Here is a 13,221-nt window from a genome sequence, read left to right as displayed (position 1 = left end):
GTCGTCAGTCCTCCTGTTGCGAAGCGATCTAGGGCGCCGTGGCGCGCAGTGCGTCGTCGAGCCGGTCGAACAGCAGTCCGATCTCGTCGTCGGTGATGATGAGCGGCGGACAGAACGCGAGTGCATTGCCGATGGACCGCGTGATGACGCCTCGCTTGAGGAAGGCCTCCTTGGCCTCGGTGGCGTCTCGGCCCAAGTCGCAGGCCCAGATACCGCCAAGTCCGCGGTAGCTGTCGATCATCCCGTCGCCTTGGAGCGCCAGGAAGCCCTCTTCCATCCGGTCGCCGATCTCGCTTGCCCGATCGACCAGTCCTTCAGACTCGATGACGCCGATGTTCGCGATCCCGGCCGCGCAGGCTGTCGGGTGACCGGAGTAGGTGTAACCGTGCATGAACTTGGTCTCGTCGGCCTCAAGCAGGTCAGCGATGTCGCGTGACACCAGCACGCCGGCCAAGGGGATGTAGCCCGACGTGACCCCCTTCGCGAACGTGAACATGTCCGGTGCCACGCCGAAGGCTTGACCGCCGAACCAGCTACCGGTGCGTCCGAAGCCGCAGATGACCTCGTCGAAGATCAACAAGGCGCCGTGTTCGGTGCACAGTCGACGAAGCCCCTCGAAATACCCGGACGGCGGCGGAACAACGCCCCCGGCGCCCTGAATGGGCTCGGAGATGACCGCCGCAATGCGCTCGCCCTGCTCTGCGAAGAGCTGCGCGGCGGGCTCGACGTCGTCGTTGGGTATCTCGACCACGTGGGGCATGAGATCGCCCCAGCCCTCGCGGTAAGCAGCTCCGCCCTGCACGCTGGTACCGCCCACATTCACGCCGTGGTAGCCGGCGGAGCGCCGAACGATGATCTGCCGATCGGTGTCGCCCTTGAGATGGTGAACGCGACGGGCGAACTTCAGTGCCGTGTCCACGGCTTCGGAGCCCGAACATGCCAGGAACACTCGCCCGTCGGGGTGCTGCGATCGAGCGCGGACCATCTCGGCGAGTTCGACCGCGGGGCCGTTGGAGAAGGGCTCGAATGTGTTGTAGGTCGCCAGCTGATTGAGCTGCGCGCCGATGGCATCTATGACGGTGCGGTTTCCGTGGCCGATCTGGCACAGCCACAGACTGGCGAGGCCGTCGATGTACTCGTTGCCAGCGTCGTCGGTGAGTTTGACGCCCTCGCCCGAGACGATCCGAATGAACTCATTCTCGCTGCGGCTGACAATCGAATATGGATGGATGAGTGCGTTGCTGTCCATGGTGGACACCCCCGTGTTTGCGCTCCCGAGAGCCTGGGCAGAGGCTTGGGCGCAGCCTACGCGTGCGCTCGTGCCCGAGGCTCAGCCTCCTTAGGCTGATGGCGTTTGGCGGGGCGCTGGCAGGCGCGGCTGCCGGAGGGAGTTGCGATGTCGCTGCGATACGGCCGGCCGCTGGTCATGATTCCCGGGCCGTCGGTCATCCCGGATCGGGTGCTGAACGCGATGCGCCGTCCCCTCCCGAACATCTACGAGGGCGAGGTGGTCAACCTCACCTACTCCCTGCTGGAGCGGCTGCCCGCGCTGGCCCGCACCGAGCACCGGGCCTACATCGCCATCTCCAACGGGCACGGTGCGTGGGAGATGGCCACGACGAACACGCTCTCCCGCGGCGACAAAGTGCTCGTGCTCGAGGTGGGCCATTTCGCCACGAACTGGGCCGAGATGGCCGCCATGAGCGGTGTCAAGTTCGAAGTGCTGCACGCACCCGATCGGGCAGCCATCGAATTCGATGCCGTGCTGGACCGGCTGCGCGCCGACGTCGGACGGGAGTTTGCGGCGGTCTTCGTCGCCCAGACCGACACCTCGACCACCGTGCGAAATGACATCGCCGCAGTGCGACGTGCACTGGATGAGGCCGAGCACCCGGCGCTGCTGATGGCCGACTGCGTGGCGTCACTGGGTTGCGAGCCCTTCGAGATGGACGCCTGGGGTGTGGACGTAACGGTCGCGGGCAGCCAGAAGGGCCTGATGGTGCCGCCGGGCCTCGGCATTGTCTGGGTGGGTCCGAAGGCATGGGAAGCACATCAGCGAGCCGACCTGCGCACCGCCTACTGGGACTGGTCCCGGCGGACCGATCCCGACGCCCACTACTGGATCTTCTGCGGCACCCCGCCGGTCCAGCACCTGTGGGGCCTCGCCGAAGCGCTCGACATGATCGACGAGGAGGGCTTGGAGAACATCTGGGCGCGCCACGATGTGATGGCGCGTGCCGTGCATGCTGCGGTGGATGCATGGTCGGCTCCGGGCGCGCTCGAGCTGAACGTGCCGGTGCCGTCGCATCGCGCGAACTCGGTGACGCTGGTGCGCACGGGCGAGGTGCCGGCTGGCCAGATCCGCCATACGTGCGAAAACGAAGCTGGCCTCACCTTGGGACTCAACATTCAAGGCGACCCCGATGCGGCGTTCCGCATCGGGCACATGGGGCACCTCAACCCGCCGATGCTGCTCGGGACCATCGGCACCATCGAGGCCGTGCTCGGATCCATGGATGCGCCGATGGGCGGTTCGGGGGCCGCAGCAGCGGCCAGCGTCATCGCCGAGGCAACCACGCCGGTGCCCAAGCCGACCCCCGGCCCCGAGGATCCCTGGTCCTAGACGAACACGCCGAGGCTTCGCCGAGCCCCGATGACCCCTAGCCGGCCGCGAGCTGGCGGACGAGCACGACAGTGGCGCTGGTTGCCGCCACCGACAGCACGATGATCCGAAAGCGCGGTCCTGCAATCCTCGGCCGCAGCCACCTGCCGATCGGCAGCCCGAGTGCGACGGCGGGCAGCAGGCCCAGCGCGAGCCACAGCTCGCGCAGGCCGAACTCCCCGATGATGACGAGGGCAGCGATGATCGCCGTGCCGACGAACAGCATGAAGGTAGCCAAGGTGGCCCGCAGAGCGGCTGGTTCCCAGTGGCTGGCGAAGACGGCATACACCGGCCCGGGCACGGCCGCCACCGACGACGAGAACGCTGTTCCGGCACCGGCCGCATAATCGGCTCGCCGGCCCTCGGGCGGCCGGAATCCGATGGCTTGCACCGCCACGGCTGCCAGCACGAACACGCTCACAGCGATCGCCAGCGAGCGGTCGCTCAGCACGGTCAGCAGCGCGACACCGCCGACGAGACCGAGCGGCGCTGCAATCAACTGCCTGCGCAGAGCAGGAGCGTTCAGGGCCGCTCGGTCCGCGATGGCGTTGCGGAGGTTGATGCCACCGGCGAGCATCAGCATGGGTCCGGGAATCCCCGTCGGCTCGATGGTCACCAGCACCGGGCCCACGATCAAGCCCATGCCGATGCCGATGCACGCCTGCGTTCCCGCCCCGGCGGCCACGAACAGCGCCGCGATCAAGTACTCGAGGACACTCATCGGACCCGCTGGGCGCGGCTCACGAGGTGTCTCGCTGGCCGCTCATATGGCAGTTCGCTCGTCGGGCACGCTCACACCGGCAGGTTGCCGGTGGCGGCCCCGGTGCTGCCGGTGTCGGTGTAGGCGGCGATGGTGCGCTGCGCGATGCGCATCTGGTGCACCTCATCGGCGCCGTCGGCGAAACGGGCCCAGCGGGCGTGCTGGTACATGTGCGCCAGCGGGGTGTCGGTGGAATAGCCCAGCGCTCCGTGCACCTGGATCGACCGGTCGATGACCCGCCCGAGCATGTTCGCCACGAAGTGCTTCGCCATCGACACTTCGGCCTTGAAGTCTTCGCCTGTGCCGGCTTGCGCCCGGTCGACCTTGTAGGCCGCGTGCAGCACCATCAGCTTCGCCTGGTACAGCTCCATGGTGCTGTCGGCGATCATCCACTGGATGCCCTGCTTCTCGGCGAGCAGCGAACCGTGGGCGAACCGGTTGAGCGACCGATCGACCATCATGTCGAGCGCCGTCTGAGCCTGGGCGATCCAGCGCATGCAGTGCGCCAGGCGCGCCGGCCCCAGCCGGTACTGGCCGAGCAGGTGTCCCTGTCCTCGACCGCCCAGCATCTGGCCGGCGCCGACTCGCAGGTCCTCGATGAGGATCTCGCTGTGGCCCGTCGAGCCGTGCATGGTCTCGATCTGGCGCACCTCCGTCCAGCCGTCGGCTGGCAGGTCGACAATGAACGCTGAGTTGCCGGCCTGGGGGATGTCGGGATTGTCCTCGGTGCGGGCGATGAGGATGGCGAACTTGGACCGGTGCGCGTTCGAGATGAACCACTTGTGCCCGTTCAGCACCCACTCGTCGCCGTCTGGGTAGCCGCGGGTCTGGATGAGCGTGGGATCCGAGCCGGCCACCTCGGGCTCGGTCATGGCGAAGCACGACTCGGCGCGGCCCTCGCACAGCGGCGCCAGGTAGCGCTGCTTCTGCTCGTCGGTGCCCCAGTGCAGCAGCGTGTGCATGTTGCCCTCGTTGGGCGCTTGGCAGTTGAGCACCCACGGGCCGAACCGGGTCTTGGCGGCCTCGGCCTGCACCATGGCCATTTCGACGTGGCCCAAGCCCATGCCGCCCCATTCGGCAGGCATGTGCGGCAGCCAGAGGTGCTCGTCGCGTGCCCGCTTGCGCATGCCCAGCAGCGCCGTCACGTACGCGTCGCGGTCGGTCTCTTCGAGCCGTTCGCCATCGATGCGCCCTTCCACCGGACGTACCTCGACGTCGATGAACGCGGCGATGCGCTTGCGGAGCTCCTCGAGTTCGGGGCTCAGGCTGAAGTCGATGGCCATCGGGCGTCCTCCTGTGATGCACCGCTGCGAGCTGGCCGGTGCGAGCTAGATCGTGAAGGGTTCCCCGTCGCCCCGCTCCCGCACGGCGATCTCCTCTACCGGCTTCCGGCTCAGCTTGGTGAGCTGCTTGGTCGGCTTGCCGATCGGCAGCAGGGCGCACACCGCTTCCCAGTCCTCCAGTCCGAGCAGTTCCTTGGCTGCGGGTTCGCTTGCCGAGAGCAGCGTGGTCATTGCCCCGCCCAGGCCCTCATTGCGGGCACCCAGCAGGATGTTCCACGCGAACGGGTACACCGATGCGCCGCTGACTACACCGATGCGGTCCTGTTCCTTGTCGATCGAGGCCACGTTGCGCAGATCGACGGTGATCACCAGCACGACGGGCACTTCGTCCATGTGCTCGAACATCGGAAGCGGGAACTTCAGCGATTCGTCGGCCATGGCCTCTTCGATGTTCACCGATGACGGGCTGTAGCTCTGCCAGTACACCTCGCCGGCAGCGACCTGCGCCGCGGCGACGCGCATCGCCGGGATGCACAGCTCGCCGAGGCGCTTCTTTCGGGCGGGATCGCGCACCACGATGACCTTGTGGCCCTGGCGGTTGCCGCCGCTGGCGGCGAATCGGGCATTGTCGAAGATGCGGTACAGCACTTCGTCGGTGACTTCGTCGTCGGTGAAGTCCCGAGCGGCGAAGGTGGTGCGCATGACGTCGTAAATCTCCATCTCGCCAGTCTCGCATCGGTCGGCCAACTCCGCGCCGGGCGTGGCTTTCGCGCCAGAATCGCCGGTATCTGGCCGCGTCGCGGCAATGCCGAGGGAGGATCGTGAACTTCACCCGTGTCCTGATCGCCAATCGTGGCGAGATCGCCATCCGGATCGCCAAAGCAGCACGTGCTCTGGGAATTGAGACGGTGGCGGTGCACGCGCCGGTCGATGAGCGCTCGCTGCACCTGGCGGCCGCCGACCGGGTCGCGCCGCTTCCGGGCCGCGATCCGCTGGCCGCGTACCTCGACATCGACGCCCTGCTGCGAATCGCAGCCGAGCACGGCTGCGACTGTGTCCACCCGGGCTACGGCTTCCTCGCGGAGAATGCAGCCTTTGCCGCCGGTTGCGCCGAAGCGGGACTGACATTCGTGGGCCCCATCGCGGACACGCTTGAGCTGTTCGGCGACAAGGTCCGTGCCCGCGCATTGGCTGCTTCGATCGATGTTCCTGTCGCCGGAGGATCGCCGGGTGCCGTCGCCGATGCGGCCGCGGCCGCTGACGCTGCCGCGGAGATCGGTCTCCCGGTGATGCTGAAGGCCGCTGCCGGCGGCGGCGGCCGCGGCATGCGCGCTGTGGAGCGCATCGAGGACATCGCCGAAGCGTTCGAACGGTGCTCCAGTGAGGCCGCAGCGGCCTTCGGCGACGACGCTGTGTTTGTGGAGCGCCTCGTGGAACGACCACGCCACATCGAGGTGCAGGTGCTGGCCGATGTCCACGGCAACGTGGCGCATCTGTGGGAACGAGACTGCTCGGTGCAGCAGCGCAACCAGAAGGTCATCGAGATCGCCCCTGCGCCGGGACTTGATGCCAGGCTGCGTGACCGGCTGCACGCTGATGCCGTTCGGCTCGCTGCACAGGCCGGTCTGGCGAATGCGGCAACGGTGGAGTTCTTGGTGTCGCCCGAGACCGGCGACCACTTCTTCATCGAGTGCAACCCGCGCATCCAGGTGGAGCACACGGTCACCGAGCAGGTCACCGGCGTCGATCTGGTCGAGGCGCAGTTCAGGATCGCTGCAGGTGCGCGCTTGGAAGAGATCGGCGTCGTCGCCGACAACGCAGATCGGAGCGAAGTCGCAGCAGTGGTCGCTGCCGCAGGTCGGCTGGCTGCCGTTCCGCGTGGATATGCGGTGCAAGCACGGGTCGTGGCGACCGGTACTGGCGCGATCTCCGCCTACCACGAGCCGTCAGGCGCGGGCGTGAGGGTCGACGCCGCTGGATATGCCGGCTACACACCGCCGCCGCACTACGACCCGCTGCTCGCCAAGGTCATCGGCACCGGACGCACCCTCGAAGACGCAACAGCCCGCACGGCCGCCGCATTGGCCGACTTCCACATCGGTCAGCTGCCCACCAACATCGACCAGCTTCGCCAGATTCTCAGCCACCCCGCCGTGCGCAGCGGTGACGCGCGCACCACGCTGCTCGCGGAGATGGCGCCGCCGCCCAGCGATGGGGCAGCGGGCGCAACGAGCATCAACGGAATGTCGGGCGACATGAGCGGCAGTGCCTCGCGGCGCGCAGCAATGCTGGAGCCCGCCTCGGCGGCGCAGCCTGCCGCGGCGCCACCGGTTTCCGCGCCGGCGTCGACATGGCCCGACCGCGAACTCGCCGACGGTGAGGTTGCGATCCGCAGCCCGCTGCCTGCGAGTGTCGTCGAAGTTCGGGTGAGCGCGGGCGACGCCGTGGTGGCAGGGCAAGCGCTCGCAGTGCTGTCGGCCATGAAGATGGAGACGGAGGTCACCGCACCGTGCGAGGGAGCGGTTTCGGCGCTGCGCGACCTGCAGCCAGGCGATCAACTGGCGGCCGGCGACGTGCTGGCCGTGGTGCTGTCTGGCGCAGATGCCGGGGGCGCTCCGAGCGCTGGCGCAGCTCTCAGCGGCTGGGAGCCATTGCTCGACGAAGTACAGACGCTGCAGCGGCTGGCCGAAGAACGCCTGGGTCCCGACTCAGACGAGCCCGGCGTCGTCCGCCAGCGCAACCGGGGAAAGCTGCACTGCCGCGACCGCATCCGTCTGCTGCTCGACGACGGCAGCTTCCGGGAGGTCGGCAGCCTGGCTGGTTTCGCTTCCTACGACGACGAGGGCGAGATCGCAGCGTTCACGCCGGCCAATCACGTCGGCGGGACCGGCCGGATCCACAGCCGGGATGTCGTAGTTTGCGCCGACGATTTCACGTCGCGAGGCGGCCATGCCGACGGTGCCATCGGCGCCAAGAGCTTCTACCTGGACCTGCTCTCCACCGAGCTGGGCGTGCCGTCCATCCGGCTGCTCGACGGTTCATCAGGCGGCGGCAGCGTTGCCTCGATGGTGCCCGAGCAGCGCAAGGAAGGCGAGAGCAGCGCCAAGGAGAGCACGGGGGCCATCAAGGCCGGCCGCCCGCGGGTTTCCGGAGGGGGTGGTTCGTTCCTGCCGTCGCACCTGGGCAGCACCGAGTACGCGGAGCAGCTCGCGACGGTGCCGGTGGTCAACATGCTGCTGGGCAGCGTGGTCGGCATCGGCGCGGCGAAGGCCGTGCTGGGGCACTTCGCCGTGATGGTGCGCGACATCTCGCAGCTGTTCGTTGCCGGGCCGCCGGTCGTAAGCCACGCCATGGGCTACGACATCTCCAAGGAAGATCTCGGCGACTGGCGCATCCACTGCACCAACGGCTCGGTGGACAACCTCGCCGACACCGAGGAAGAGGCGGCCGAGCTCGTTCGACAGTTCCTGTCGTACCTGCCGTCGTCGGTGTACGAGACGCCGCCAGTGCTGCCGCCGGATCCTGACGATCCGCCGGATCGGCGTGAGGAAGAGCTGCTGACGCTGATCCCTCGCAAGCGCACCACGACGTTCGACATCCGTCGCGGCATCGAGCTGGTCTGCGACCGCGGTTCATTCTTCGAGATCGGTCCGCTGTGGGGCACCGATCAGGTCGTCGGGTTCGCGCGCATGAACGGCCACCCGGTCGGCGTGCTGGCGTCGGACAGCCGTCACCCCAACGGCGGCGCGCTGACCGCCGACGGCTGCGACAAGCTGACCCGCCACATCGACCTGTGCGATCTGTTCCACATGCCGATCCTGAACCTCTGCGACAACCCCGGCTTCGCAGTCGGTGTCGAGCACGAGATCACCGGCACGATCCGCAAGGGCGCAACCTGGATGACGGCGTTCGCGCAGGCCGCGGTGCCGATCTTCACCGTGCTCATGCGGCGCAGCTTCGGTGTGGCCGGCAACAACTACGCCACGCCCCGGCGCCAGCACAACGCCCGTGTGGTGTGGCCGGCCGCCGACGTGGGCGGCATCCCGCCCGAGGGCGGCATCGAGGCCGCCTACAAGCGGCAGCTGGCTGAGGCGGAGGACCCGGTGGCGCTGCGGGCCGAGCTCGAGGCTCGCATCGAGGCGGCGCGTGGCCCCATCGGGCCGCTCAACCGGTTCCAGATCGAGGAGATGATCGACCCCCGTGACACCCGGCGGCTGATCTGCGAATGGATCGAGGGCGCCTACCGGGTGGTCAACCGACCGGCTCAGCTCGCACCGCGCCCGATCGCATACCGGCCCTAATTTGTTCGGCCCTCATTTGTCTCGCCTAGTTCTGGCCGTGCCGCCTGGGCCTCGGCCGAAGATGCCAGCCGCACGATCAGCTCACGGAAGATCATCGTGTGGATCGGGACGAGCGACCACCAGTAGAGGCGGCCGAGCACACCCCTGGGATGGAAGCGTGCCCGCTGACGCAGCAGCACTCCCTCGGCCGACTCGCTGAGCTGCCATTCCAGCCATGCGTCGCCCGGCACTCGCATTTCTGCGCGGAGCCGCAGCAGTTTGGGCGGCTCGCAGACCTCGACGCGGAAGAAGTCGACTGCGTCGCCGACGTGCAGCTCATCTGGGTGCCGCCGACCCCGCCGCATGCCCACGCCGCCGACCAGCTTGTCGAGCGCACCTCGCAGCTGCCACAGCCATTGGCTCGCGTACCAACCGCGCTGGCCGCCGATGCCGGACACTGTCGCGAATACAACCTCGATAGACGCGTCCACCAGTACCTCGCGCTCGTCTGCCAGCACAGTCCCCCCGGCCCAATCGGGGTCTTGGGGCATCGGCGACGCTGCTGTGCGACCGGCAGCGCTGTCCATCCAGCTGGTCGTGATGTCCAAGTCCTGAACATGCTGCAACGCTCGCTCAAGGGCTTCGTCCAAGGACAGCGGTTGATGCCCCAAGCAGCGATCGATGCTGCGGGCCTCGCTGACCACGACGTCATTGACGAGGCTGTCCACGAGCGGCCGCGCTAGGTCGTAGGGCAGCGGGGTCACCAGCTTCACCCAGTGCGACGACAGGCGGGGGGTGAGCACCGGCACCGGCAGGATCAGCCTTCGTCGCAAGCCTGCGCAGCGCGCGTAGGCACGCATCATGTCGCGGTACGACACGACATCGGGGCCGCCGATCTCGGCGATCTCGTGTGCCGCCGCGGGCATGCTCACCGCATTGGCGAGGTAGTGCAGGACATCGGCGATGGCGATGGGCTGGCAGCGAGTGGCCGTGACCCAGCGTGGACAAGTCATCGCCGGCAGCACTTCGACGAGATGTCGCAGCATTTCAAAGGAAGCACTGCCCGAGCCGATGATGACCGCTGCTCGAAGCTCCGTGACCGGCACCGACCCGCTGGCAAGCAGTCGCCCGACCTCGTGCCGGCTCTCCAGATGGGGTGACAGCTTCGAGGGCGCGTCGCTGCCCAGCCCGCCGAGATACACGATCCGCTGCAGCCCGGCCGTCTCGGCAGCGTGCGCCATGTTCTGGGCGCCGATTCGGTCAGCGTGTGCGAAGTCGTCGGTCATGCCCATGGCATGGACGAGGTAGAACGCAGCGTCGCATCCGGCCAGCGCTGCTTCCAGCGACTCAGCGTCTGCCACGTCGCCGGCGCGCACCTCGACGTCTCTGCGCCAGGAACGGTTTGCCAGCCGCTGAGGATTGCGTGAGATGCACACCACGTCGTGGCCGCCCGAGATCAAATGCGGCACGAGACGGCCGCCGACATACCCCGTCGCACCGAGCACTGCGAGCTTCACAGCCACATCTTTGCTGCCATGGCGGGTGGGTCGAGGTCGCGAGTCGGCGTCGTCGACCTGTCAGATCACAGCGATTCCACGACCCAGACGGCGGGGGCAGCCCGGCGACGTATCCGCTCGATCTCGTCGAGTTCGTATGCGTCTTCGAGAGCACCATTGATGCCGTTGCCGACGAACACGGGCTGGCGCACTACCTCGGGGAGATCACGCGTGACGGTCAGCACGGGTGTCGGCGTCGGCCGTGCGGATCGAGGCCGGACTGGAGCCGCCCACGCGGATTCCGGCGCCGGAGCTGTGAGGTAGTCGCGGACTGGGTTGCCGGCGAAGCTGTAGACGACCAGACCGGCCACGGCGATCGCTGCCAAAGCGAAGAACGCGGACCGGTAGCTGTACGCATCGTTGAGGACCCCGGTGAGGAACGGCCCACCGGCCAGGCCGGACACCATCAACAGTGAGCCAAAGCCATAGATGCGCGGGTAGTCCCGCACGCCGAAGGCATCGGCCAGGATCAGCGGGTGCAGCATCAGCAGATTGCCCATGGCGCTGCCCAGCACCAGCACGCCGAACAGGATGGCGAGCCCGCTGCCGGCGACAGCCAGCATGCACAGCCCGACCACCTGCACCACCATCAGCACCATCGTGAGCCAGCGCAGCGACACCTTGAGTGCCGCGATGCCGCCGCAGATCCGCGCCACGACGCTCGTGCCCGCGAGCACTGCGACAGCGGTTGCGGCGGCGGTATCCGACCCCAACCGGTCGCCAGTGAACTTGTACATGTGCTGAATCGCCCCGACCTGGCTGCTCATCACCAGCACGAATCCGATGGCGGTGAAGATGAAGAACCGTGTGCGGATCGCCTGCTGGTACGGCGTTCCGGGCGGCGGTCCGGCGGGAGCATCGCCCGACTCGCTGGACTGTCTGACGCCGTCGGGCAGCAGCCCCACATCTCGGGGCCATGCTCGAAGAAAGAACCACGTGGAGATCAGCAACAGCACGCAGTACACGACGGCGAATCGGGGGGCCCAGTAGACCAACGTGTCCGCTTCGATTCGAACGCTCATCTGCGGCAGCAGGACGATGCCGCCGAGTGACAGACCGGTTGACGAGATCGCCATCGCCACCGAACGTCGGCGCTCGAACCAGCGCGTCACCAATGTCGTGGTGGGCACCAGACCGCAGAGCCCGAAGCCGATGCCGAAGATCGTCATCACGACGAACATCTGCCAGCCGCTGCGCACCTGAGAGAGCAGTGCCATGCCGACGGTGCTGACTGCGGTGCCCGCCGTGATCACCCACCGGGCATCGAAGCGATTCACCAGCTTGCCCGTGTAGTAGCCGCACAGACCCGAGGCCAGCAAGAACATGCCGACGCCCGCACCCGCCAGTCCGGTGCTGAATCCCTGCTCGTCGACGAAGGCGTCCAAGAACGCGCCCAAGGCGTAGAACACCATGCCCGAGGTGATCATCATCACGCCGAAGACTCCGGCGAGCACGACCCAGCCCCGAACGAACCGCTGGCTGCGCTCAGCGGTCGCCACCGGCACATTCACGCCCGACAGCCTGCCAGCTAACTTTCCCCGATGCGCCTGCTGTGGCACCGCACCCTCATCGGTCCGCAGCGGGTCGTGTGCGTGGCGGTGCTGTGCGCGCTTGCTGCCGCGGCGTGCACGTCAGGGGACGGCGCAGCCGGCACGACGGTGCGACCCACATCGTCGGCAGCCGTCGCAGAAGCACCAGCACTTGAAACATCGCAGGAGGCCGCACCGTCGACGAGCGCCTCTGCCTCAGATGACTGTCTGCCGGACGCCGATGTCGTCGGTTCGCACGGTCGCCACCGTCTCGCCTCGGGAGGCAACGAGTACGAGTACCTGCTCTATGTGCCGGCGTCGGCATGGGGATCGGCGCCCGCACCGCTGGTCGTGAACTTTCACGGCCTAGGCGGCGACGGACCCGGCCAGGCGGCCTACACCGGTTACGTCGATCTGGCCGATGACGAGGGCTTCGTGGTCGTCCACCCGTCCGGTCTGGGCGACAACGACTGGGGAGGCGTCCGGAGTTGGGAGCTCGCCCACAGCGACACCTCGTCGCGTGACGATGTGCAGTTCGTCGGGGATCTGATCGATCGAGTCTCCGAACAAGCGTGCATCGACGAATCACGCGTCTATGCGACCGGCTTCTCGAACGGGGGCTACTTCAGTGCGTATCTGGCCTGCACATTGGCGGATCAGATTGCGGCGACGTTCTCTGTCGGCGGCATCAGCCATCCCGCAGGGTGCCAGCCCTCCCGCCCCGTGGCGATGGCAGCCGTTCACGGCACGGACGACGAAGTTGTGCCCTTCGACGACCGCCGAGAATCGGTGTTGTTGCAGGGTGTGCAGATCGAAGGCGAGAAGGCCCGGGAGCTCGAAGCGTTCTTCGCGGAGATCATCCCCGACGAGCTCGCGGAGTTCGCAGCTGCATTCGGCTGCGCGGTCGTGACTGAGAGCGAGCTCGACTCCACGACATCGCTCACGAGCTACACCGATTGTGACGGCGGCGTCGAACTGCGTTTCTACGCGGTCGAGGGCCTCGGTCACGTCTGGCCCGGCTCATCGTGGGAGAAGGGCAATAGCAAGAATGGTGGCGGCTCAGATGCCGGCATCAGCGCCACCGCGGACGGCTGGGCGTTCATGAGCCAGTATTCGCTGAACCAATGAGAGCGACCAGAATCAGCGCGCAC

At 67.5% G+C, this 13,221-nt stretch carries 9 protein-coding genes; 3 read left to right on the top strand and 6 right to left on the bottom strand.

Features of this window, described 5'->3' with window-relative positions; all coding sequences use genetic code 11:
- Positions 1 to 28: 28 nt before the first annotated feature.
- Positions 29 to 1,249, bottom strand: a complete 1,221-nt coding sequence (locus ACOGXD_RS03635; RefSeq protein ID WP_419916560.1) for an aspartate aminotransferase family protein — start codon at positions 1,247 to 1,249, stop codon at positions 29 to 31.
- Between the two features lie 147 nt (positions 1,250 to 1,396).
- Between ACOGXD_RS03635 and ACOGXD_RS03630 the strand changes: the two genes are divergently transcribed.
- A complete protein-coding gene (locus tag ACOGXD_RS03630) occupies positions 1,397 to 2,623 on the top strand; it encodes a pyridoxal-phosphate-dependent aminotransferase family protein (RefSeq protein ID WP_419916559.1) in 1,227 nt (408 codons plus the stop codon).
- A 37-nt stretch (positions 2,624 to 2,660) separates the two neighbouring features.
- Here the strand turns inward: ACOGXD_RS03630 and ACOGXD_RS03625 are convergent, their stop codons facing one another.
- From ACOGXD_RS03625 to ACOGXD_RS03615, 3 genes are all read right to left on the bottom strand, one after another.
- On the bottom strand, positions 2,661 to 3,383 hold the full coding sequence (locus tag ACOGXD_RS03625; protein ID WP_419916558.1) for a TSUP family transporter: 723 nt from the start codon (positions 3,381 to 3,383) through the stop codon (positions 2,661 to 2,663).
- A 71-nt stretch (positions 3,384 to 3,454) separates the two neighbouring features.
- The gene (locus ACOGXD_RS03620) at positions 3,455 to 4,705 is read right to left on the bottom strand and encodes an acyl-CoA dehydrogenase family protein (RefSeq protein ID WP_419916557.1); all 1,251 of its coding nucleotides are present in this window, start codon (positions 4,703 to 4,705) and stop codon (positions 3,455 to 3,457) included.
- Between the two features lie 45 nt (positions 4,706 to 4,750).
- The gene (locus ACOGXD_RS03615; RefSeq protein ID WP_419916556.1) at positions 4,751 to 5,425 is read right to left on the bottom strand and encodes a nitroreductase family protein; all 675 of its coding nucleotides are present in this window, start codon (positions 5,423 to 5,425) and stop codon (positions 4,751 to 4,753) included.
- Positions 5,426 to 5,526: 101 nt separating this feature from the next.
- Here ACOGXD_RS03615 and ACOGXD_RS03610 point away from each other — a divergent pair, with 101 nt between their 5' ends.
- Positions 5,527 to 9,006, top strand: a complete 3,480-nt coding sequence (locus ACOGXD_RS03610) for a carboxyl transferase domain-containing protein (protein ID WP_419916555.1) — start codon at positions 5,527 to 5,529, stop codon at positions 9,004 to 9,006.
- Here ACOGXD_RS03610 and ACOGXD_RS03605 read toward each other — a convergent pair.
- Positions 9,003 to 10,502 carry an SDR family oxidoreductase gene (locus ACOGXD_RS03605; RefSeq protein ID WP_419916554.1) on the bottom strand — a complete coding sequence of 500 codons (1,500 nt, stop codon included), beginning with the start codon at positions 10,500 to 10,502 and terminating at the stop codon, positions 9,003 to 9,005. The two genes, ACOGXD_RS03610 and ACOGXD_RS03605, sit on opposite strands and share 4 nt — an antisense overlap.
- A 65-nt stretch (positions 10,503 to 10,567) precedes the next feature.
- Complete coding sequence (locus ACOGXD_RS03600; RefSeq protein ID WP_419916553.1) at positions 10,568 to 12,100, bottom strand: MFS transporter; 1,533 nt, start codon at positions 12,098 to 12,100, stop codon at positions 10,568 to 10,570.
- Here ACOGXD_RS03600 and ACOGXD_RS03595 point away from each other — a divergent pair.
- A complete protein-coding gene (locus ACOGXD_RS03595) occupies positions 12,083 to 13,198 on the top strand; it encodes an alpha/beta hydrolase family esterase (protein WP_419916552.1) in 1,116 nt (371 codons plus the stop codon). The genes ACOGXD_RS03600 and ACOGXD_RS03595 overlap by 18 nt on opposite strands.
- Positions 13,199 to 13,221: the final 23 nt, after the last annotated feature.

It is taken from the genome of Candidatus Poriferisodalis sp. (assembly GCF_965204125.1).
Classification (GTDB): Bacteria; Actinomycetota; Acidimicrobiia; order Acidimicrobiales; family Poriferisodalaceae; genus Poriferisodalis.
This window is presented reverse-complemented; position numbering and strand designations above follow the sequence as displayed.